18 protein-coding genes and 2 tRNA genes are annotated in these 21,097 nt (G+C 53.5%); 15 read left to right on the plus strand and 5 right to left on the minus strand.

Translation table 11 applies throughout. From position 1 onward, the window contains the following. Positions 1–17: 17 nt before the first annotated feature. Genes pmrB through dacB form a run of 3 tightly spaced genes read right to left on the minus strand, consistent with a single transcriptional unit; the run spans position 18 to position 3,156 of the window. Positions 18–1,061: a two-component system sensor histidine kinase PmrB gene (pmrB, locus tag EQV24_RS12370; protein WP_058651423.1), complete on the minus strand. Its 1,044-nt coding sequence runs from the start codon at positions 1,059–1,061 to the stop codon at positions 18–20. Next, positions 1,058–1,720, minus strand: a complete 663-nt coding sequence (gene pmrA / locus EQV24_RS12375; protein WP_013098925.1) for a two-component system response regulator PmrA — start codon at positions 1,718–1,720, stop codon at positions 1,058–1,060. Before pmrA ends, pmrB begins: the two co-directional genes overlap by 4 nt. A gap of 2 nt (positions 1,721–1,722) precedes the next feature. Next, entirely contained in the window at positions 1,723–3,156 is a 1,434-nt protein-coding gene (gene dacB / locus EQV24_RS12380) for a serine-type D-Ala-D-Ala carboxypeptidase (RefSeq protein WP_045293570.1), read from the minus strand. Between the two features lie 227 nt (positions 3,157–3,383). Between dacB and greA the strand changes: the two genes are divergently transcribed. Then, on the plus strand, positions 3,384–3,860 hold the full coding sequence (gene greA, locus EQV24_RS12385) for a transcription elongation factor GreA (protein ID WP_095428114.1): 477 nt from the start codon (positions 3,384–3,386) through the stop codon (positions 3,858–3,860). Between the two features lie 151 nt (positions 3,861–4,011). On the opposite strand, the gene yhbY is transcribed toward greA, so the two are convergent. Next, positions 4,012–4,305 carry a ribosome assembly RNA-binding protein YhbY gene (gene yhbY, locus EQV24_RS12390; RefSeq protein WP_014833438.1) on the minus strand — a complete coding sequence of 98 codons (294 nt, stop codon included), beginning with the start codon at positions 4,303–4,305 and terminating at the stop codon, positions 4,012–4,014. A 127-nt stretch (positions 4,306–4,432) separates the two neighbouring features. Here yhbY and rlmE point away from each other — a divergent pair, with 127 nt between their 5' ends. From rlmE to EQV24_RS12420, 6 genes are all read left to right on the plus strand, one after another. Further along, the gene (rlmE, locus tag EQV24_RS12395) at positions 4,433–5,059 is read left to right on the plus strand and encodes a 23S rRNA (uridine(2552)-2'-O)-methyltransferase RlmE (protein ID WP_003861812.1); all 627 of its coding nucleotides are present in this window, start codon (positions 4,433–4,435) and stop codon (positions 5,057–5,059) included. A gap of 102 nt (positions 5,060–5,161) precedes the next feature. Then, complete coding sequence (ftsH, locus tag EQV24_RS12400; protein WP_013098921.1) at positions 5,162–7,096, plus strand: ATP-dependent zinc metalloprotease FtsH; 1,935 nt, start codon at positions 5,162–5,164, stop codon at positions 7,094–7,096. A 98-nt stretch (positions 7,097–7,194) separates the two neighbouring features. Further along, the gene (folP, locus tag EQV24_RS12405; RefSeq protein WP_058651421.1) at positions 7,195–8,043 is read left to right on the plus strand and encodes a dihydropteroate synthase; all 849 of its coding nucleotides are present in this window, start codon (positions 7,195–7,197) and stop codon (positions 8,041–8,043) included. Continuing rightward, on the plus strand, positions 8,036–9,373 hold the full coding sequence (gene glmM, locus EQV24_RS12410; protein WP_013098919.1) for a phosphoglucosamine mutase: 1,338 nt from the start codon (positions 8,036–8,038) through the stop codon (positions 9,371–9,373). The genes folP and glmM overlap by 8 nt, the downstream gene beginning before the upstream one ends. A 223-nt stretch (positions 9,374–9,596) precedes the next feature. Next, the gene (gene secG / locus EQV24_RS12415) at positions 9,597–9,929 is read left to right on the plus strand and encodes a preprotein translocase subunit SecG (protein WP_003861803.1); all 333 of its coding nucleotides are present in this window, start codon (positions 9,597–9,599) and stop codon (positions 9,927–9,929) included. A gap of 9 nt (positions 9,930–9,938) precedes the next feature. Then, positions 9,939–10,025: transfer RNA gene (locus EQV24_RS12420), tRNA-Leu, on the plus strand. A 182-nt stretch (positions 10,026–10,207) separates the two neighbouring features. On the opposite strand, the gene argG is transcribed toward EQV24_RS12420, so the two are convergent. Continuing rightward, positions 10,208–11,554, minus strand: a complete 1,347-nt coding sequence (argG, locus tag EQV24_RS12425) for an argininosuccinate synthase (RefSeq protein ID WP_013098918.1) — start codon at positions 11,552–11,554, stop codon at positions 10,208–10,210. Between the two features lie 286 nt (positions 11,555–11,840). Here argG and EQV24_RS12430 point away from each other — a divergent pair. From EQV24_RS12430 to pnp, 8 genes are all read left to right on the plus strand, one after another. Continuing rightward, positions 11,841–11,917, plus strand: a tRNA-Met gene (locus EQV24_RS12430). A 207-nt stretch (positions 11,918–12,124) separates the two neighbouring features. Beyond that, complete coding sequence (gene rimP / locus EQV24_RS12435) at positions 12,125–12,577, plus strand: ribosome maturation factor RimP (protein ID WP_014833432.1); 453 nt, start codon at positions 12,125–12,127, stop codon at positions 12,575–12,577. A gap of 28 nt (positions 12,578–12,605) precedes the next feature. Next, the gene (gene nusA / locus EQV24_RS12440) at positions 12,606–14,108 is read left to right on the plus strand and encodes a transcription termination factor NusA (RefSeq protein ID WP_013098917.1); all 1,503 of its coding nucleotides are present in this window, start codon (positions 12,606–12,608) and stop codon (positions 14,106–14,108) included. Positions 14,109–14,132: 24 nt separating this feature from the next. Then, positions 14,133–16,823, plus strand: a complete 2,691-nt coding sequence (gene infB, locus EQV24_RS12445; protein WP_013098916.1) for a translation initiation factor IF-2 — start codon at positions 14,133–14,135, stop codon at positions 16,821–16,823. Positions 16,824–16,925: 102 nt separating this feature from the next. Beyond that, positions 16,926–17,330 (plus strand): 30S ribosome-binding factor RbfA, encoded by a 405-nt coding sequence (gene rbfA / locus EQV24_RS12450; RefSeq protein WP_003024988.1) that lies wholly within the window; start codon positions 16,926–16,928, stop codon positions 17,328–17,330. Then, complete coding sequence (truB, locus tag EQV24_RS12455) at positions 17,330–18,280, plus strand: tRNA pseudouridine(55) synthase TruB (protein ID WP_129253345.1); 951 nt, start codon at positions 17,330–17,332, stop codon at positions 18,278–18,280. The genes rbfA and truB overlap by 1 nt, the downstream gene beginning before the upstream one ends. 156 nt (positions 18,281–18,436) lie before the next feature. After that, on the plus strand, positions 18,437–18,706 hold the full coding sequence (gene rpsO, locus EQV24_RS12460; RefSeq protein WP_013098914.1) for a 30S ribosomal protein S15: 270 nt from the start codon (positions 18,437–18,439) through the stop codon (positions 18,704–18,706). 242 nt (positions 18,707–18,948) lie between these two features. Continuing rightward, positions 18,949–21,087 carry a polyribonucleotide nucleotidyltransferase gene (gene pnp / locus EQV24_RS12465; RefSeq protein ID WP_013098913.1) on the plus strand — a complete coding sequence of 713 codons (2,139 nt, stop codon included), beginning with the start codon at positions 18,949–18,951 and terminating at the stop codon, positions 21,085–21,087. The last annotated feature ends 10 nt before the right edge of the window (positions 21,088–21,097 follow it).

Here is a 21,097-nt window from a genome sequence, read left to right on the forward strand (position 1 = left end):
GATACAGGGGTTTTTTTTTATTCTAACGTTGAAGGCAGCCAGCAACTGGCAATGAGACCGCCTTCTGCGGCATTCTCCAGCGTCAGCTTTCCGTGGTGAAGTTGCACAATGCGTTGCACAATGCTCAGACCCAGGCCACTGCCACCGTAGCGCTGATCGAGACGACGGAACGGCTCGGTAATTGACTGCCGGTGTGCTTCATCAATACCGGGACCCTGATCGATTACGCTGACCCGTGTACCGCCGTCCTGTGCGGTCAATGTCACTGTGATGGTGGTCCCTGCTGGGCTGTAGCGCCCGGCATTCTCCAGCAGGTTACGCAGCATGAGTCGCAGAAGCACCGCGTCCCCCTGCACCGTTAGCGGACTTTTGGCCGGCCATATCACCGTATGTTCTTTGGCTTCATGCTCAAGGCCAAGCGGGGTGATGATATTGTCTGTCCAGTTTACCGTCTCATAGTGGCCGCTCGCCATTGCCTGCCCGGCCCGCGCCAGCATCAGCAGCTGTTCAATGGTATGCATGAGTTGATCGATACGGCTGATTAATGCTGAAGCCTGTGGCGAACCTGACTGTGCCATCAGTTCCAGATGCAACCTGATCCCGGCGAGTGGGGTTCGCAGTTCATGCGCGGCATCGGCGGTAAAGAGCCTTTCCTGTTGTATGGTGTGATCAAGCCTGGCGAGCAATTGGTTCAGAGAGGTTGTGACGGCGCCAATCTCTTCCATATCTGAATACATGGGCAGCGGAGTGAGGTTGTCCGCCGAACGATTCGCCAGACTGGCCCGCAATTGTTTCAGCGGACGAGTTATCCAGGTGACTGCCCAGAAGGAGAAGAGCAGGGTAAAACCGACCATCACCAGGGAAGGGACCAGCAGCGAGGCAATCGCTTCGCGGATCTCTTTTTCGACATGGTTGTTACGTGCCTTTGCAGACAGCGTTTCATTGACCAGAAAGCCAATCTGTTCGCGGCTTTCATGCCACAGCCAAATCACGCTTATCAACTGGAAAAATAACAGGATCACCGCCAGCAAAACCATTAATCGCCGACGCATACTGTTCATTTCTGTCTCTCCAGACGATAACCCACGCCACGAACGGTTTTTATCCGGTCTTTGCCAAGTTTGCGTCGCAAATTGTGAATGTGGACTTCAAGGGTATTTGATCCCGGATCGTCCTGCCAGGAGTAGATATCCTGCTGGAGGGTTTCACGGTGTACCGTCTGCCCGCTACGCATGATCAGACGCGTAAGCAGGGCGAACTCTTTCGGTGTGACCTCAACAGGCAGAGACTGGCACAGCACCTGCTGAGTTTGCAGATTCAGGGTAATATCACCATCGGTCAGTAAGTTATCACTGTGCCCCTGATAGCGGCGAATTAACGCACGCACGCGCGCCTGTAGCTCTGCAAGGGCAAACGGCTTCACCAGATAATCATCCGCGCCGGAATCCAGGCCGTTGATACGATCTTCGATGGCATCGCGCGCCGTCAGGATCAACACCGGGTTGTCAACACCGCGACGCCGCCACTGGCTTAACAACGTGGCCCCGTCTTTATCCGGGAGGCCCAGATCGAGGATCACCAGACTGTATTCACCGCTCTGGATCAGGGCATCCGCCTCTGCCGCCGTGGCGGCGCAGTCGAGGGCATAGCCTTCATTGGACAGCGCCAGCGCCAGCCCTTCCTGTAATAACAGATCGTCTTCAACTATAAGTAGTTTCATCGCTAGTTATTCTGGTAGATGTCCTTATAAAGCCTGCTTTCGAAGCGCACCAGCGGGATACGGCGATTGCGCTGGTCGGCCGGTTCGACGGCATAGCCGGAAAGATACTGCACGAATGCCAGACGCTGCCCGCTGGCGGTGGTGATGAAGCCTGCAAGGTTGTAAACACCCTGTAGTGAACCTGTTTTGGCTGATACCTTACCGTCCACACCGGCAGCGTGAAGACCGGCCCGGTACTGAAGTGAACCGTCATGCCCGGCAAGTGGCAGCATCGAAATAAAGTTTAGCTCAGTGTCATGTTGTGCAATGTACTGAAGCACTTGCATCATGGTCGCCGGGGAGATCAAATTGTGACGTGATAACCCGGAACCATCGACAGCGATGGTGTTGCCCAGATCGATCCCCGCCTGCTGACGAAGGATCTGACGCACGGCGTCGGAGCCCGCACGCCAGGTTCCCGGAACACCAAAACGCGCGTGACCAATCATGCGGAACACGGTGTCGGCGATCATATTGTCAGACTTCTTCAGCATGATCCTTAGCAAATCGTGCAACGGTGCAGACTGTTTGCTGGCGACAACCGTGCCGGGTTGATTAACCTGCGTCTGGCGGAGCAGGGTACCGGTATAGGTGATCCCAGCCTGTTTCAGTTCGTCCTTGAGAATTGCGCCCGCGTAGCTTGCGCCATCCTGGATGGCGAAGGCCAGCGGGAGGGGATCGGCGCGTTGCGTCAGGCAACCGGTAAGCGTGAAGCGGTTAAGGTCGCCGGGCACCACATCGAGTTCGCAATATTGCGCATCCGGGGAGCCTTTTGCCAGCGTTCGGACCTGGCTAAACATGGTGACCGGGTAGTAAGACGCCACGCGAATAAACGCTAAATCGTCCGGTTTTGGCGCGCTGTAAAGCGAAATCGAGAAGCAGTTACGATCAACAATCGCTGCCGATGGCGGTGCGCTAAAGCACTGCGTCATGTCGTTCCACGGCCAGCCCGGCGCTTTATCGTGGCTGGCAAAGATGGAGGTGTCGATCAACACGTTGCCATCGATCTTCTGCACGCCAGATTTTTTCAGCACCGCCACCATGTTGCGGATATCCTGACGTTTGAAGGTGGGATCACCGCCAAAACGGGCAATAAGATCGCCTTTCAGCTCACCGTCTTTAACCTCTCCTTTAGTCTCAAGAGTCGTGGTAAAACGGAAGTCAGGACCAAGCTGAAGCAGGGCAGCGAGCGCAGTGATCACCTTCTGAGTACTGGCAGGCAGCGCCATTTGTTGACTGTGGTAGTCAATCTCAGGTGCCTGCGCGCCGACCTTCTGCACCATCAGAGCAAGGTTGGCCCCGGCAGGGAGCTGATTAATATATTCATCAACATTCGCGGCCTGAACGCTGAACGTTATACTGGTAGTCAATCCGATGATAAATCTGGAAAATCGCATAATCTCGCGCTAACAACCCGAAAACAAACCGTCATACTACGGTGCATGGCACTGCAAAGTAAACGATGACCCATAGTGAACTTCGCGGTAAAATACTTATCAAATTGAAAATTGCTGCTGACCTGGGGCGTTGCTCCCGGGTCGGTTTTCTTTTTGCTTCTGGCCCGCTCATGAGGGCCGGAGCAGGGAACACTGCTCCCAACAGGAATGTTTAAGAGGTATAACAAATGCAAGCTATTCCGATGACCTTACGTGGTGCCGAAAAACTGCGCGAAGAGCTGGATTTCCTGAAATCTGTTCGTCGCCCTGAAATCATCGCCGCTATCGCGGAAGCGCGTGAGCATGGCGACCTGAAAGAGAACGCTGAATACCACGCGGCGCGTGAGCAGCAGGGTTTCTGTGAAGGGCGTATTAAAGATATCGAAGCTAAGCTGTCCAATGCGCAGGTTATCGATATCACCAAAATGCCAAACAATGGGCGTGTGATCTTTGGTTCAACCGTTAGCGTGCTGAACCTGGACACTGACGAAGAGCAGACTTACCGCATCGTGGGTGACGATGAAGCAGACTTCAAACAGAACCTGATTTCAGTGAACTCACCGATTGCTCGCGGCCTGATTGGCAAAGAGCAGGACGATGTCGTGATCATCCGTACCCCGGGTGGCGAAGTGGAATACGAAATTATTAAGGTTGAGTACCTGTAATTCGCCTCTTCACGAAGATGTTGATACATTGTAAAGAAAGGAAAAAGGCCGCATAGCGGCCTTTTATCAACTCAAGGAGCATGGCATTTTGCTCACCTGCTGACAGAAATCCCTCGTTTTACACAGAAAATGTGTTTAATTCAGGATATCCTTAGCGTGGCAGCGAGATTTTACGCTCTTTAGTTGGGCGATAGAGCACCAGCGTTTTACCGATGACCTGCACGTTACAGGCACCGGTTTCGCGCACGATGGCTTCCACGATCAAGTTCTTCGTGTCTCTGTCTTCAGAGGCAATTTTCACCTTGATCAGCTCGTGGTGTTCCAGCGCTTGTTCAATCTCGGCAAGCACCCCTTCGGTCAAACCATTGTTGCCAAGCATGACTACAGGCTTGAGCGGATGTGCCAGACCTTTAAGGTGCTGTTTTTGTTTAGTACTCAGATTCATCGTATATTTTTGCTTACGTTGGGATTGAAAACGGTTCATTCTACCGCCATCTCCCTTATATCGCCAAATAGCTGCGTAGAAATTTACGTCACAGGCAAGCAACGATGAACCAGGACGGAAATGTTAAATGACAGGTAAAAAGCGTTCTGCCAGCTCCAGCCGCTGGCTTCAGGAACACTTTAGCGATAAATATGTTCAACAGGCACAGAAAAAGGGGTTGCGTTCCCGTGCCTGGTTTAAACTTGATGAAATACAGCAAAGTGACAAACTTTTTAAGCCGGGGATGACGGTGGTTGACCTCGGTGCGGCACCTGGCGGATGGTCGCAGTATGCGGTAACGCAGATTGGCGGCACGGGCCGCATCATCGCATGCGATCTTTTACCAATGGATCCCATCGTTGGTGTCGACTTCCTTCAGGGCGACTTTCGTGATGAATTAGTGCTGAAAGCGTTACTTGATCGTGTTGGTGACAGTAAGGTCCAGGTTGTCATGTCGGATATGGCACCAAATATGTGTGGAACACCGGCGGTGGATATCCCCCGCGCCATGTATCTGGTGGAGCTAGCGTTAGAAATGTGTCGTGATGTACTAGCGCCTGGTGGTAGTTTTGTTGTGAAGGTGTTTCAGGGCGAAGGTTTCGAGGAGTATCTTAAGGAAATTCGCTCCCTGTTTGCGAAGGTTAAAGTTCGTAAGCCGGACTCTTCCCGGGCCCGTTCCCGTGAAGTGTATATTGTAGCGACCGGGCGAAAATGATAACCGGTAGATTTCAGACGAAAGTTTGAATGACACTGGATATAGAGTATCCTGACGCTGTTTTTAACACAGTTGTAATATGAGGTTAATCCCTTGAGTGACATGGCGAAAAACCTAATACTCTGGCTGGTCATTGCCGTTGTGCTGATGTCAGTATTCCAGAGCTTTGGGCCCAGCGAGTCGAATGGCCGCAAGGTGGATTATTCTACCTTCCTGCAGGAGGTCAATCAGGACCAGGTTCGCGAAGCGCGTATCAACGGACGTGAGATCAACGTTACCAAGAAAGATAGTAACCGTTACACGACTTACATCCCGGTGAACGATCCTAAGCTGCTTGATAACCTTCTGACTAAAAACGTCAAGGTGGTAGGTGAGCCGCCAGAAGAACCGAGCCTGCTGGCTTCTATCTTCATCTCCTGGTTCCCGATGCTGCTTCTTATCGGCGTCTGGATCTTCTTTATGCGCCAGATGCAGGGCGGCGGTGGCAAAGGTGCCATGTCGTTCGGTAAGAGCAAGGCGCGTATGTTGACGGAAGATCAGATCAAAACCACGTTTGCAGACGTCGCCGGTTGTGACGAAGCAAAAGAAGAGGTGGGTGAACTGGTTGAATACCTGCGCGAGCCGAGCCGTTTCCAGAAGCTGGGCGGTAAGATCCCGAAAGGCGTCCTGATGGTCGGCCCTCCGGGTACCGGTAAGACCCTGCTGGCGAAAGCCATCGCGGGTGAAGCGAAGGTACCGTTCTTTACTATTTCAGGTTCTGACTTCGTAGAAATGTTCGTGGGTGTCGGTGCATCTCGTGTGCGTGACATGTTCGAGCAGGCTAAAAAGGCAGCACCGTGCATTATCTTCATCGATGAAATCGACGCCGTAGGCCGCCAGCGTGGCGCTGGTCTGGGCGGTGGTCACGATGAACGTGAGCAGACCCTGAACCAGATGCTGGTTGAGATGGACGGCTTCGAAGGTAACGAGGGTATTATCGTTATCGCGGCAACTAACCGTCCGGACGTTCTTGACCCTGCGCTGCTGCGTCCAGGCCGTTTCGACCGTCAGGTTGTGGTCGGTCTGCCGGATGTTCGTGGTCGTGAACAGATTCTGAAAGTGCACATGCGTCGCGTACCGCTGGCGCCAGATATCGACGCGGCAATCATTGCGCGCGGTACTCCGGGCTTCTCCGGTGCGGACCTGGCTAACCTGGTCAACGAAGCTGCACTGTTTGCCGCTCGCGGTAACAAACGTGTAGTGTCGATGGTGGAATTCGAAAAAGCGAAGGACAAAATCATGATGGGTGCGGAACGTCGCTCCATGGTGATGACGGAAGCGCAAAAAGAGTCCACAGCATACCACGAAGCGGGCCACGCGATTATCGGTCGCCTTGTGCCGGAACACGATCCGGTGCATAAAGTGACGATCATTCCGCGCGGTCGTGCGCTGGGTGTGACCTTCTTCCTGCCTGAAGGCGACGCGATCAGCGCCAGCCGTCAGAAGCTGGAAAGCCAGATTTCAACCCTGTACGGCGGTCGTCTGGCGGAAGAGATTATCTACGGTCCGGAACATGTTTCTACCGGTGCGTCCAACGATATTAAAGTGGCGACAAACCTGGCGCGTAACATGGTGACTCAGTGGGGCTTCTCCGACAAACTCGGTCCACTGCTCTATGCAGAGGAAGAGGGCGAAGTATTCCTGGGCCGTTCTGTGGCGAAAGCGAAACATATGTCTGATGAAACGGCTCGTATCATCGACCAGGAAGTGAAAGCGCTGATTGAACGTAACTACGGTCGCGCACGTCAGATCCTGAACGACAATATGGACATCCTGCATTCGATGAAAGATGCGCTCATGAAATATGAGACCATCGATGCTCCGCAGATTGACGACCTGATGGCTCGCCGCGAAGTGCGTCCGCCAGCAGGCTGGGAAGACCCAGGCGCTTCCAACAATTCTGACAACAATGGCACCCCGCGTGCGCCGCGTCCGGTTGATGAACCGCGTACGCCGAACCCGGGTAACACCATGTCAGAACAGTTGGGCGACAAGTAAGTCACTGCTGTTGGCGAGTGTGTCTGTACCTCAAACCCTGGAGCTTGCTCCGGGGTTTTTCTTTTCTGTTTAACCACATTAATACCAGGGATTTAGCCATGAAACTTTTCGCCCAGGACTCGCATCTCGATCTCTCACATCCGCATGTGATGGGTATCCTGAATGTTACCCCTGACTCCTTCTCAGATGGCGGTACGCATAACACGCTTATTGAGGCGGTTAAGCACGCCAATCTGATGATCAACGCGGGCGCTACCATCATTGACGTTGGCGGTGAGTCGACGCGTCCGGGGGCGGCAGAGGTTTCGGTGGAGGAAGAACTGGCGCGAGTGGTGCCGGTGGTTGAAGCCATCGCACAACGTTTTGAGGTGTGGATATCCGTGGACACGTCTAAGCCAGAGGTGATTCATGAAGTGGCGCGAGTGGGTGCTCACATCATCAATGATATCCGCTCTCTGACCGAGCCGGGGGCGATTGAAGCGGCTGCGGAAACCGGGCTGCCGGTTTGTCTGATGCATATGCAGGGAAAACCGAAAACGATGCAGGATGCGCCTAAGTATGAGGATGTCTTTGCAGATGTGAATCGCTTCTTTATTGAGCATATTGCACGCTGTGAGCGTGCAGGTATCGCAAAAGAGAAATTGCTGCTCGACCCGGGGTTCGGTTTCGGTAAAAATCTCTCCCACAATTATGCGTTGCTTGCGCGCCTGTCAGAGTTTCATCATTTCGGCCTGCCGTTGCTGGTTGGCATGTCGAGAAAGTCGATGATTGGGCAGTTGCTGAATGTCGGGCCGAGTGAGCGCCTGAGCGGCAGTCTGGCCTGCGCGGTGATTGCAGCAATGCAAGGCGCGCATATTATCCGTGTCCATGATGTTAAAGAAACAGTAGAAGCCATGCGTGTGGTGGAAGCCACACTGGCAGCGAAGGAAAAGAAACGCTATGAGTAATCGTAAATATTTTGGTACCGATGGTATCCGTGGGCGCGTAGGCGATGCTCCAATCACCCCTGATTTTGTGCTTAAGCTTGGTTGGGCTGCTGGCAAGGTTCTGGCGCGTCATGGCTCGCGTAAGATCATCATTGGCAAAGACACCCGCATTTCCGGCTATATGCTGGAGTCCGCACTGGAAGCCGGTCTCGCCGCTGCCGGGCTTTCAGCATCCTTTACTGGCCCAATGCCAACACCTGCTGTCGCCTATCTGACGCGTACCTTCCGCGCGGAAGCCGGCATCGTGATTTCAGCCTCACATAACCCGTTCTATGATAACGGTATCAAGTTCTTCTCCATCGATGGCACCAAGCTGCCGGATGATGTGGAAGAGGCGATCGAAGCTGAAATGGAAAAAGAGATCACCTGTGTTGATTCCGCTGAGCTGGGCAAAGCAAACCGTATTGTTGATGCGGCTGGCCGTTACATTGAATTCTGCAAAGGGACCTTCCCGAACGAGCTAAGCCTGGCTCACCTCAAAATTGTGGTGGACTGTGCAAACGGCGCGACGTATCACATTGCGCCGAATGTTTTCCGCGAGCTGGGGGCGAAAGTGATCACCATCGGCTGTGAGCCTGATGGTCTGAACATTAACGAACAGGTTGGTGCGACGGACGTTCGTGCCCTGCAGGCACGCGTGCTGGCAGAAAAAGCGGACCTGGGTATTGCCCTGGACGGCGACGGCGACCGTGTGATCATGGTTGACCACGAAGGGAACAAGGTCGATGGCGACCAGATCCTCTACATTATTGCGCGTGAAGGTCTGCGTCAGGGACAGCTGCGCGGTGGTGCGGTTGGCACGCTGATGAGCAACATGGGTCTGGAGCTGGCATTGAAACAGCTGGGGATCCCGTTTGTTCGCGCGAAGGTGGGTGACCGCTACGTGCTGGAAAAACTGCAGGAGAAAGGCTGGCGCATTGGCGCTGAAAACTCCGGCCATGTGATCCTGCTCGACAAAACCACCACCGGTGACGGCATTGTGGCAGCGCTTCAGGTTGTTGCCGCGATGGCACGTAACCATATGAGCCTGCACGATCTGTGCAGCGGCATGAAAATGTTCCCGCAGATCCTTGTGAACGTGCGCTTCACCGCAGGCAAAGGCGATCCGCTGGAAAATGATAACGTCAAAGCGGTGATGGCAGACGTTGAAGCTGCGCTTGGCAACCGTGGGCGTGTCCTGCTGCGTAAGTCAGGTACTGAACCGCTGATCCGCGTGATGGTGGAAGGCGAAGACGAAGCGCAGGTGACTGAATTTGCGCACCGTATTGCAGATGCTGTAAAAGCTGCATAACTTTTCACAGTAAGTGTTTAAAAAGGCGGCGCTTGCCGCCTTAGTTTTAAGCATTTAATGGCTTTTTGCTGTTTTTTTCTGCAGTTGATACAATGCGTCAAAATTGCCCTTGCGAAGGTCATTCGCTTTGGTTAGTATTCACACCCGCTTCAGTGGGAAACAAAAATCCTGCTAATTGGTCGAAGCATTGGTATGCGGCAAATCCGCAAGGAACAGGTTGATTATGTACGAAGCTCTTTTAGTTATTTTCCTTATTGTAGCCATCGCTCTCGTAGCGCTGATTATGCTGCAGCAAGGTAAAGGCGCTGATATGGGAGCCTCCTTCGGAGCAGGCGCTTCCGGTACGCTGTTCGGTTCAAGTGGTTCTGCGAACTTCATGACCCGTACCACAGCGATTCTGGCTACGCTGTTCTTCATCATCAGCCTGGTGCTTGGCAATATCAACAGCAACAAGACCAGCAAAGGAAGCGAGTGGGAAAACCTGAGCGCGCCAGCGAAAACTGAGCAGACTCAGCCAGCTGCACCGGCTAAGCCAACCAGCGATATCCCGCAGTAAGTATTCCGTACCGAGGTGGTGGAATTGGTAGACACGCTACCTTGAGGTGGTAGTGCCCTAACGGGCTTGTGGGTTCGAGTCCCATCCTCGGTACCAATATTCCAGAAAAAAGACGTCTTTCGACGTCTTTTTTTTCGTCTGTATTCTGTGGATCTGATCTTTTGTAGGGCGGGTAAGCGCAGCGCCACCCGCCATTGCCCGGTGGCGCTGCGCTTACCGGGCCTACTAAGGCTACAAAAAAGGCGCCTGTTGGGCGCCTTTTGGATGTCTTCTCTCGATTACTTCTTATCGCTGTGCTCCAGGTTTTCAACCTGCGGCAGGCCGTTGCCGGAACTGGCTGACAGCAGGCCATTCTCAACGTAGTTGAACAGCTTCTCACGTGTATCGGTGATATCCAGATTACGCATGGTCAACTGACCGATACGGTCATCAGGCGAGAATACGGATTCACCTTTTTCCATGGTCAGACGTTCTGCTTTGTAGGTCAGGTTGTCAGACACAGTGTTCAGAATGGAGTAATCATTCCCGCGACGCAGTTCAAGAGTGACTTCGCCAGTGATAGCGCTTGCCACCCAACGCTGCAGGGCATCACGCAGCATCAGTGCCTGTGGATCGAACCAGCGGCCCTGATACAGCAGTTTACCCAACTGACGGCCATGGGAGTGATACTGCTCGATGGTATCTTCGTTGTGAATGCCGGTCAGCAGACGCTCATAGGCAATGTGCAGCAGCGCCATCCCCGGGGCTTCATAGATGCCACGGCTTTTCGCTTCGATGATACGGTTTTCGATCTGATCGCTCATACCCAGGCCGTGACGACCGCCGATGCGGTTCGCTTCCAGCATCAGTTCCACATCATCAGAGAAGGTCTTGCCGTTCAGGGCTACCGGGTGGCCACGCTCGAAACGCACGGTTACTTCTTCTGCCGGGATTGTGACGCTTTCATCCCAGAATTTCACGCCCATGATTGGGTTAACGATTTTCACGCTGGAGTTCAGGAACTCCAGATCTTTTGCTTCGTGCGTTGCGCCCAGCATGTTGGAGTCAGTGGAGTAGGCTTTTTCGACGGACATTTTATAGTCGAAGCCGCAGGCGATCATAAATTCAGACATTTCATGACGGCCGCCCAGCTCATCGATAAAATCGGTGTCCAGCCACGGTTTGTAAATCTGCAGCTCGGCGTTGGTCAGCAGGCCATAACGATAGAAACGTTCAATGTCGTTGCCTTTATAGGTACTGCCGTCACCCCAGATGTTCACGCCATCTTCTTTCATGGCGGCAACCAGCATGGTGCCGGTCACGGCACGGCCCAGTGGGGTGGTGTTGAAATAGGTCAGACCGCCAGTGGTATTATGGAACGCGCCACACTGGATAGCGGCAATACCTTCGGCGACCAGCTGCTTACGACAATCAATCAGACGTGCGTTCTCTGCGCCATACTCTTTAGCACGACGAGGAATGGCATCATAGTCGTCCTCATCCGGCTGACCCAGGTTCGCAGTATATGCATACGGAACCGCTCCCTTTTGGCGCATCCACAGCAGTGCAGCGCTGGTATCCAGGCCGCCTGAAAAAGCGATGCCAATACGTTGTCCTACCGGAAGATGCTTGAGAATCGTCGTCATAAAATAAAACCCTGCGTGATTGACTGATTAGAGACCGCTTTCGCTCTCGATGCATTTTTATGCAAAATAAGTGAGTATTCATTTAATCATCTTTTGTCGATGACCGGAAGAGACTCGTGCGTTTTTTGTAAAAATTTCCCTCCGTATGCCCTGGCGGAAACTGAGTTGACAGATGGGGCTCACTATCAATATACTAAACGCCGGTTTTACGTCCCGTCTTCGGTACCAAATCCCAGCATTATTTGCAAATTCTGTCCAAAACGCGTAGAATTTGCCACGTTTCAGGCGCGGGGTGGAGCAGCCTGGTAGCTCGTCGGGCTCATAACCCGAAGGTCGTCGGTTCAAATCCGGCCCCCGCAACCACTTTCCCATAAAGTCATTTTTCAAATATACTGTGAAGACTCAGAGCCTTCGTAGCTGGATTTGAAAAAATTCTTTCGGAGAGTGCTCCAGGCCACAGTTGTGGCTATAGGGTTCAGTTATCTAAAGCCCCGATTTATCGGGGTTTTTTGTTATCTGACTACAGAATAACTGGGCTTTACGCCCTTTTTTTATGTCTTGGGGGTGGGCTTGTCCACATTAGAGCAAAAATTAACAGAGATGATTACTGCACCGGTCGAAGCACTGGGCTACGAACTGGTCGGCATCGAATTCGTTCGCGGCCGCACATCGACGCTGCGCATCTATATTGATAGTGAAGATGGCATCAATGTTGATGATTGTGCTGATGTTAGCCACCAGGTGAGTGCGGTTCTTGATGTTGAAGACCCAATTACCGTTGCGTACAACCTGGAAGTTTCCTCACCTGGCCTCGATCGCCCGATGTTCACGGCCGAGCACTATGTGCGCTTTACCGGTGAAGAAGTGGCTCTCGTTCTGCGTATGGCCGTACAGAACCGCCGTAAATGGCAGGGAATTATCAAAGCCGTTGATGGTGAAATGATCACGGTAACAGTCGAAGGCAAAGATGAAGTGTTCGCGCTGAGTAATATCCAGAAGGCGAACCTGGTTCCCCACTTTTAACAGTCTGGATTGAGGTGAAAAGCCCGCGATGAACAAAGAAATTTTGGCTGTTGTTGAAGCCGTCTCCAACGAGAAATCACTGCCGCGTGAAAAGATTTTCGAAGCGCTGGAAAGTGCACTGGCTACAGCAACCAAGAAAAAATACGAACAAGAGATCGATGTTCGCGTAGAAATCGATCGTAAAAGCGGTGACTTCGATACATTCCGTCGTTGGGTAATCGTTGAAGAAGTGACCCAGCCAACCAAAGAGATCACCCTGGAAGCGGCGCGTTTTGAAGACGAAAGCCTGAACGTTGGTGACTATGTTGAAGATCAGATTGAATCTGTGACCTTCGACCGTATCACCACCCAGACCGCAAAACAGGTTATCGTGCAGAAAGTTCGCGAAGCCGAGCGTGCGCTGGTTGTCGATCAGTTCCGCGATCAGGAAGGCGAAATCATCACTGGCGTGGTGAAGAAAGTGAACCGCGACAACATCTCTCTGGAGATCAAATCCGAAGGGATGCCGGGCAACGCTGAAGCTGTGATTCTCCGTGAAGACATGCTGCCGCGTGAAAACTTCCGCCCTGGCGACCGTATCCGTGGTGTGCTGTATGCCGTTCGCCCTGAAGCGCGTGGTGCACAGCTGTTCGTGACCCGTTCTAAACCAGAAATGCTGGTTGAACTGTTCCGTATCGAAGTGCCGGAAATCGGTGAAGAAGTTATCGAAATTAAAGCGGCGGCTCGCGATCCGGGCTCCCGTGCGAAAATTGCGGTGAAAACCAACGACAAGCGTATCGACCCGGTCGGTGCTTGCGTCGGTATGCGTGGTGCGCGTGTTCAGGCGGTCTCTACCGAGCTGGGCGGCGAACGTATCGATATCGTTCTGTGGGATGACAACCCGGCGCAGTTCGTGATCAACGCAATGGCTCCGGCGGATGTGGCGTCTATCGTTGTTGACGAAGACAAACACACCATGGATATCGCTGTTGAAGCGGGTAACCTGGCGCAGGCAATCGGCCGTAACGGTCAGAACGTACGCCTGGCGTCACAGCTGAGCGGCTGGGAACTCAACGTGATGACCGTTGATGACCTGCAGGCCAAGCATCAGGCTGAAGCCCATGCGGCGATCGATACCTTCACGAAATACCTGGACATTGACGAAGAGTTCGCCACGGTTCTGGTAGAAGAAGGTTTCTCTACGCTGGAAGAACTGGCCTATGTGCCAATGAAAGAGCTGCTGGAAATTGACGGTCTGGATGAACCAACCGTTGAAGCCCTGCGTGAACGCGCTAAAAACGCACTGACCACCCTGGCACTGGCTCAGGAAGAAAGCCTTGGCGATAAAAAGCCGGCTGATGACCTGCTGAATCTGGAAGGTCTTGATCGTGCGATTGCGTTCAAGCTGGCTGCCCGTGGTGTTTGTACGCTGGAAGATCTCGCTGAGCAAGGCGTTGATGACCTGGCTGATATCGAAGGTTTAACCGACGAGAAAGCCGGCGAACTCATCATGGCCGCACGTAATATTTGCTGGTTCGGCGACGAAGCGTAATAAACTGTAGCAGGAAGGAACAGCATGACTGATGTAACTGTAAAATCGCTGGCTGCTGAGATTCAGACCTCCGTGGACCGCCTGGTACAGCAATTTGCTGATGCAGGGATCCCGAAGACCGCTGATGACTCAGTGACGGCAAACGAAAAACAAACCTTGTTAGCGCACCTCAACCGTGAACACGGCTCTGCGCCTGACAAGCTGACGCTGCAGCGCAAAACGCGCAGCACGTTGAATATTCCAGGTACCGGTGGCAAAAGTAAATCGGTACAAATTGAAGTCCGCAAGACGCGCACCTTTGTAAAACGTGATCCGCAAGAGGCAGAGCGCCTTGCCGCGGAAGAGCAGGCACAGCGTGAAGCGGAAGAACAAGCTCAGCGTGAGGCAGAAGCAACTGCCAAACGTGAGGCAGAATTAAAAGCTGAACGTGAGGCCGCAGAAAAAGCGAAACGCGACGCAAGTGAAAAAGTGAAGCGTGAAGCTGCGGAAAAAGACAAAGTGAGCAATCAACAGACAGACGAAATGACCAAAACCGCCCAGGCTGAAAAAGCCCGTCGTGAAAATGAAGCTGCCGAACTGAAGCGTAAAGCCGAAGAAGAAGCACGCCGCAAGCTTGAAGAAGAAGCGCGTCGTGTGGCTGAAGAAGCGCGCCGTATGGCAGAAGAAAACGAGAAGAACGGTATTGATACCGCTGAGCAGTCTGAAGATACCAGCGACTATCACGTGACCACTTCTCAGCATGCGCGTCAGGCTGAAGATGATAACGACCGTGAAGTAGAAGGCGGCCGTGGTCGTGGTCGCAATGCGAAAGCAGCGCGTCCGGCGAAAAAAGGCAACAAACACGCCGAGTCTAAAGCTGACCGTGAAGAAGCGCGTGCAGCCGTGCGTGGCGGTAAAGGCGGCAAACAGCGTAAAGGTTCTTCCCTGCAGCAGGGCTTCCAGAAGCCAGCTCAGGCCGTTAACCGTGACGTTGTGATCGGCGAAACCATCACCGTTGGCGATCTGGCGAACAAAATGGCGGTTAAAGGCTCTCAGGTCATCAAAGCGATGATGAAACTGGGCGCAATGGCGACCATCAACCAGGTGATCGACCAGGAAACCGCACAGCTGGTTGCCGAAGAGATGGGCCACAAAGTTATCCTGCGTCGTGAAAACGAGCTGGAAGAAGCAGTAATGAGCGACCGTGATACCGGTGCTGCGGCAGAACCGCGTGCGCCAGTTGTGACCATCATGGGTCACGTTGACCACGGTAAAACCTCTCTGCTCGACTACATTCGTTCTACGAAAGTGGCTTCCGGTGAAGCGGGTGGTATTACCCAGCACATCGGTGCATATCACGTAGAAACCGACAACGGTATGATCACCTTCCTGGATACCCCAGGCCACGCCGCGTTTACCTCAATGCGTGCTCGTGGTGCTCAGGCGACAGATATCGTTGTTCTGGTTGTTGCTGCAGACGATGGCGTCATGCCACAGACCATCGAAGCTATCCAGCACGCGAAAGCGGCGGGTGTGCCGGTTGTGGTTGCAGTGAACAAGATCGATAAGCCAGAAGCGGATCCAGATCGTGTTAAAAACGAACTGTCCCAGTACGGCATCCTGCCAGAAGAGTGGGGCGGTGAAAGCCAGTTCGTACACGTGTCTGCGAAAGCAGGTACTGGTATCGACGAGCTGCTGGACGCGATCCTGCTGCAGGCTGAAGTTCTGGAGCTGAAAGCGATCCGTAACGGTATGGCGAGCGGCGCGGTCATCGAATCCTTCCTGGATAAAGGCCGTGGCCCGGTGGCTACCGTTCTGGTTCGCGAAGGTACACTGCATAAAGGCGATATCGTCCTGTGTGGTTTCGAATACGGTCGTGTTCGTGCGATGCGTAACGAACTGGGTCAGGAAGTGCTGGAAGCAGGTCCGTCCATTCCAGTGGAAATCCTCGGTCTGTCCGGTGTGCCGGCTGCCGGTGACGAAGTGACCGTTGTGCGTGACGAGAAGAAAGCGCGTGAAGTTGCACTGTACCGTCAGGGCAAATTCCGTGAAGTTAAACTGGCTCGTCAGCAGAAATCTAAACTCGAGAACATGTTCGCGAACATGGCTGAAGGCGAAGTTCACGAAGTGAACGTCGTACTGAAAGCTGACGTTCAGGGTTCTGTGGAAGCGATTTCCGACTCCTTGCTGAAACTGTCTACTGACGAAGTTAAAGTGAAGATCATCGGTTCTGGCGTAGGTGGTATCACCGAAACCGACGCAACCCTGGCGGCTGCCTCTAACGCCATTCTGGTTGGCTTCAACGTGCGTGCTGATGCGTCTGCTCGCCGCGTGATCGAAGCAGAAAGCCTGGATCTGCGTTACTACTCCGTCATCTATAACCTGATCGACGAAGTGAAAGCAGCGATGAGCGGTATGCTGTCTCCAGAGCTGAAACAGCAGATCATCGGTCTGGCTGAAGTGCGCGATGTGTTCAAATCGCCGAAATTCGGTGCGATCGCGGGCTGTATGGTTACCGAAGGTACCATCAAGCGTCACAACCCAATCCGCGTACTGCGTGACAACGTGGTTATCTACGAAGGCGAGCTGGAATCCCTGCGCCGCTTCAAAGATGACGTTAACGAAGTCCGTAACGGCATGGAATGTGGTATCGGCGTGAAGAACTACAACGACGTTCGCGTTGGCGATATGATCGAAGTGTTCGAAATCATCGAGATCCAACGCAGCATCGACTAATCCTGTTGGGATAGGTCCATATGTCGGCCGGGATCGCCTCGTGCCACCCGGCAATAATTTTAAAAAGGGGCTTTAGCCCCTTTTTTGTCTGGAGAATTTATTATGGCGAAAGAATTTGGTCGCCCGCAGCGCGTAGCGCAGGAAATGCAGAAAGAGATCGCGCTCATTCTGCAACGCGAAATTAAAGATCCGCGTGTGGGCATGATGACCACCGTGTCCGGCGTGGAGATGTCCCGTGACCTCGCGTATGCCAAAGTGTTCGTGACGTTCCTGAACGATCAGGACGAAGCAGCAGTGAAAAATGGCATTAAAGCGCTGCAGGAAGCCTCTGGTTTCATCCGCTCTCTGCTCGGCAAAGCGATGCGCCTGCGTATCGTGCCTGAGCTGACCTTCTTCTACGACAACTCCCTGGTCGAAGGTATGCGTATGTCCAACCTGGTGACCAGCGTGGTGAAACATGACGACGAACGTCGTGTTAACCCGGCGGACGACAGCAAGGAGGACTGATGAGTCGTCCTCGTCGTCGTGGCCGCGACGTGCATGGTGTGCTGCTGCTGGATAAACCCCAGGGCGCATCCAGCAACGACGTGCTGCAAAAAGTGAAGCGTATTTATAATGCCAACCGTGCGGGCCATACAGGCGCGCTGGACCCCCTGGCGACGGGCATGCTGCCCATCTGCCTGGGGGAGGCAACAAAGTTTTCTCAGTACCTGCTGGATTCCGATAAGCGTTATCGCGTTATCGCCAGGCTGGGCCAGCGCACGGACACCTCCGATGCCGATGGTCAGGTGGTGGCAGAGCGTCCTGTGACGTTTAGCGCAGAGCAACTGGATGCGGCGCTGGAGAGCTTCCGTGGCGATACGCTGCAGGTGCCGTCGATGTATTCTGCACTGAAATATCAGGGTAAAAAGCTCTACGAATATGCGCGCCAGGGTATTGAAGTGCCGCGTGAAGCCCGCCCGATCACCGTGTATGAACTGCTCTTTATTCGCCACGAGGGTGACGAACTGGAGCTGGAAGTGCACTGTTCGAAAGGCACCTATATTCGCACCATTATCGATGACCTGGGCGAGAAGCTGGGCTGCGGTGCGCATGTTATCTACCTGCGTCGCCTGGCAGTCAGTAAATATCCGGTTGAGCGGATGGTGACCCTTGAGTATCTGCACGCGCTGGTTGAACAGGCGCAAGCGCAGGGTGTTGCCGCGGCAGATTTGCTTGACCCGCTGCTGATGCCGATGGACAGCCCGGCGGCCGACTTCCCGGTTGTTAATCTTCCTTTAACATCGTCCGTTTACTTTAAGAACGGAAACCCGGTTCGGACCACGAATGCACCGCTGGAAGGCCTGGTACGCGTGACCGAAGGGGATGACAGTAAGTTTATCGGCATGGGTGAAATGGACGGTGAAGGACGCGTTGCGCCCCGCCGTCTGGTGGTGGAATACCCGGTCGAAGGCTGACGGCGATATCAGCTCACCTTGCGGTAAACCGGTGAGGCGAGTAGAATATCGCGGCTTAACGTCCGGCAAATTGTTTAACAATTTTGCGGGGCGTATACGGGGATTGCTGAATTAGAGATCGGCATCCTTACATTCTTTATACTTTGGAGTTTGAAAATGTCTCTAAGCGTTGAAGCTAAAGCTAAAATCGTTTCTGAGTTTGGTCGTGGTACTAACGACAGCGGTTCTACCGAAGTTCAGGTTGCACTGCTGACTGCACAGATTAACCACCTGCAGGGTCACTTTGCAGAGCACAAAAAAGATCACCACAGCCGTCGTGGTCTGCTGCGTATGGTTTCTCAGCGTCGTAAACTGCTCGACTACCTGAAACGTAAAGATGTTGCACGTTACTCCGCGCTGATCGAGCGTCTGGGTCTGCGTCGCTAAGTCTTGCGAGTTTCAGAAAAGGGGGCCTGATGGCCCCTTTTTTCAACCGGACCGCAGCAATTCACTGGAAACTATTGTATTGTTGCTATAAATGATCTTCCTTGCAGAGGTTCGCGCGGCTAATGAGAGGCTTCACCCATGGGGGTGTTGGTTGTCATTAGTCGCGAGGATGCGAAGAAGGTCGGGTTAAATCGTCAGCACACCGGTGGTGTGCTGTCAAACATTTAAGAAAGGACAGAATTTTGCTGAATCCGATCGTTCGTAAATTCCAGTATGGTCAGCATACCGTCACGCTGGAAACCGGCATGATGGCACGTCAGGCTACTGCTGCCGTTATGGTAAGCATGGATGACACCGCGGTATTCGTGACCGTTGTTGGCCAGAAAAAAGCTAAACCAGGTCAGGACTTCTTCCCACTGACCGTTAACTACCAGGAGCGTACTTACGCTGCCGGTAAAATCCCGGGTGGCTTCTTCCGTCGTGAAGGCCGCCCAAGCGAAGGCGAAACCCTGATCGCGCGTCTGATTGACCGCCCGGTTCGTCCGCTGTTCCCGGAAGGCTTCGTAAACGAAGTGCAGGTTATCGCAACCGTGGTTTCCGTTAACCCACAGGTTAACCCGGATATCGTTGCGATGATCGGTGCCTCCGCTGCGCTGTCTCTGTCCGGTATTCCATTCAATGGTCCTATCGGTGCCGCGCGCGTTGGTTACATTAACGACCAGTACGTGCTGAACCCGACTCAGGAAGAGCTGAAAGAAAGTAAGCTGGACCTGGTTGTTGCCGGTACGGAAGCCGCCGTTCTGATGGTTGAGTCTGAAGCAGAGCTGCTGAGCGAAGACCAGATGCTGGGCGCTGTGGTCTTCGGCCACGACCAACAGCAGGTTGTTATCCAGAACATCAACGAGCTGGTGAAAGAAGCCGGTAAACCACGTTGGGACTGGCAGCCTGAAGCCGCTAACGACGCGCTGAACGCACGCGTTGCTGCACTGGCTGAAGCGCGTCTGAGCGATGCGTACCGTATCACCGACAAGCAGGAGCGTTATGCTCAGGTTGACGTGATCAAAGACGAAACCATCGCCACGCTGGTTGCTGAAGACGAAACGCTGGACGCTAACGAGCTGAGCGAAATTCTGCACGCAATCGAGAAAAACGTTGTTCGTAGCCGCGTACTGGCTGGCGAGCCGCGTATCGATGGCCGTGAAAAAGACATGATCCGTGGTCTGGACGTGCGTACTGGCGTACTGCCACGTACTCACGGTTCTGCGCTGTTCACCCGTGGCGAAACGCAGGCGCTGGTTACCGCGACCCTGGGTACTGCACGTGACGCACAGATCATCGACGAGCTGATGGGCGAGCGCACTGACAGCTTCCTGTTCCACTATAACTTCCCTCCGTACTCCGTAGGGGAAACCGGTATGGTGGGTTCGCCTAAGCGTCGTGAAATTGGTCACGGTCGTCTGGCGAAGCGCGGCGTGCTGGCAGTGATGCCAGACGCAGACAAATTCCCGTACACCGTTCGTGTGGTTTCTGAAATCACCGAATCCAACGGTTCTTCTTCCATGGCTTCCGTGTGTGGTGCCTCTCTGGCGCTGATGGATGCAGGCGTGCCAATCAAAGCCGCCGTTGCGGGTATCGCAATGGGTCTGGTGAAAGAGGGCGACAACTTTGTTGTTCTGTCTGACATTCTGGGCGACGAAGACCACCTGGGCGATATGGACTTCAAAGTAGCGGGTTCCCGCGACGGTATCTCTGCACTGCAGATGGATATCAAAATTGAAGGTATCACCAAAGAGATCATGCAGGTTGCTCTGAACCAGGCAAAAGGTGCGCGTCTGCACATCCTGGGCGTGATGGAACAGGCTATCAACGCGCCACGCGGTGATATCTCCGAATTCGCTCCGCGTATTCACACCATCAAGATCAATCCAGACAAGATCAAAGATGTTATCGGTAAGGGCGGTTCCGTGATCCGCGCGCTGACCGAAGAGACCGGCACCACCATTGAAATCGAAGATGACGGTACGGTGAAGATCGCAGCGACGGACGGCGAAAAAGCGAAATTCGCGATTCGTCGCATCGAAGAAATCACTGCAGAAATCGAAGTGGGCCGTATCTACAATGGTAAAGTGACCCGTATCGTTGACTTTGGCGCGTTCGTTGCCATCGGTGGCGGTAAAGAAGGTCTGGTACACATCTCTCAAATCGCTGACAAGCGCGTTGAGAAAGTGACCGATTACCTGCAGATGGGTCAGGAAGTACCGGTTAAAGTTCTGGAAGTTGACCGCCAGGGCCGTATCCGTCTGAGCATTAAAGAAGCAACCGAGCAGTCTCAGCCAGCTGCTGCGCCAGAAGCACCGGCAGCAGAACAGCAAGGCGAGTAAGGTTGCCATT

The sequence above is a fragment of the Enterobacter sp. A8 genome (assembly GCF_004296595.1).
GTDB lineage: Bacteria > Pseudomonadota > Gammaproteobacteria > Enterobacterales > Enterobacteriaceae > Enterobacter > Enterobacter cloacae.

Bases quoted from the DNA above. Each gene is read 5' to 3' on its own strand.
- secG (WP_003861803.1), top strand. From the start codon at position 9,597: ATGTACGAAGCTCTTTTAGTTATTTTCCTTATTGTAGCCATCGCTCTC.
- ftsH (WP_013098921.1), top strand. From the start codon at position 5,162: ATGGCGAAAAACCTAATACTCTGGCTGGTCATTGCCGTTGTGCTGATG.
- truB (WP_129253345.1), top strand. From the start codon at position 17,330: ATGAGTCGTCCTCGTCGTCGTGGCCGCGACGTGCATGGTGTGCTGCTG.
- argG (WP_013098918.1), bottom strand. From the start codon at position 11,554: ATGACGACGATTCTCAAGCATCTTCCGGTAGGACAACGTATTGGCATC.
- greA (WP_095428114.1), top strand. From the start codon at position 3,384: ATGCAAGCTATTCCGATGACCTTACGTGGTGCCGAAAAACTGCGCGAA.
- folP (WP_058651421.1), top strand. From the start codon at position 7,195: ATGAAACTTTTCGCCCAGGACTCGCATCTCGATCTCTCACATCCGCAT.
- rbfA (WP_003024988.1), top strand. From the start codon at position 16,926: ATGGCGAAAGAATTTGGTCGCCCGCAGCGCGTAGCGCAGGAAATGCAG.
- rlmE (WP_003861812.1), top strand. From the start codon at position 4,433: ATGACAGGTAAAAAGCGTTCTGCCAGCTCCAGCCGCTGGCTTCAGGAA.
- yhbY (WP_014833438.1), bottom strand. From the start codon at position 4,305: ATGAATCTGAGTACTAAACAAAAACAGCACCTTAAAGGTCTGGCACAT.
- pmrB (WP_058651423.1), bottom strand. From the start codon at position 1,061: ATGAACAGTATGCGTCGGCGATTAATGGTTTTGCTGGCGGTGATCCTG.
- infB (WP_013098916.1), top strand. From the start codon at position 14,133: ATGACTGATGTAACTGTAAAATCGCTGGCTGCTGAGATTCAGACCTCC.
- pmrA (WP_013098925.1), bottom strand. From the start codon at position 1,720: ATGAAACTACTTATAGTTGAAGACGATCTGTTATTACAGGAAGGGCTG.
- dacB (WP_045293570.1), bottom strand. From the start codon at position 3,156: ATGCGATTTTCCAGATTTATCATCGGATTGACTACCAGTATAACGTTC.
- rpsO (WP_013098914.1), top strand. From the start codon at position 18,437: ATGTCTCTAAGCGTTGAAGCTAAAGCTAAAATCGTTTCTGAGTTTGGT.
- nusA (WP_013098917.1), top strand. From the start codon at position 12,606: ATGAACAAAGAAATTTTGGCTGTTGTTGAAGCCGTCTCCAACGAGAAA.
- glmM (WP_013098919.1), top strand. From the start codon at position 8,036: ATGAGTAATCGTAAATATTTTGGTACCGATGGTATCCGTGGGCGCGTA.